The 347-nt window shown below is 70.9% G+C and carries 1 protein-coding gene; it reads left to right on the forward strand.

Annotated features, from left to right (window positions below):
- Positions 1 to 52 precede the first annotated feature (52 nt).
- Positions 53 to 347, forward strand: a 295-nt coding sequence (locus KMS84_RS39510; protein ID WP_438819041.1) for an acyltransferase domain-containing protein, incomplete at its 3' end; no start/stop codon positions are given.

Here is a 347-nt window from a genome sequence, read left to right on the forward strand (position 1 = left end):
GGTGTGGGGGTTGGGGGATGCGTGTCGGGTGGTGGCGGCGCGGGGTCGGTTGATGCAGGCGTTGCCGGCGGGGGGTGTGATGTGGGCGGTGCAGGCGTCGGTGGGTGAGGTGGAGGAGTTGTTGGTGGGGCGGGAGTCGGTGGTGGGTGTGGCGGCGGTGAACGGTCCGCGGTCGGTGGTGGTGTCGGGGGCGTTGGGGGCGGTGGAGGAGGTGGTGTCGGTGTTGCGTGCTCGGGGGTGCAAGGTGAGTCGGCTGGCGGTGTCGCATGCGTTTCATTCGCCGTTGATGGAGCCGGTGGTGGAGGAGTTCGCGCGGGTGGTGGGGTCGGTGGAGTTCGGGGTGCCGG

The organism is Streptomyces hilarionis, assembly GCF_024539675.1.
GTDB classification, from domain to species: Bacteria; Actinomycetota; Actinomycetes; order Streptomycetales; family Streptomycetaceae; genus Streptomyces; species Streptomyces hilarionis.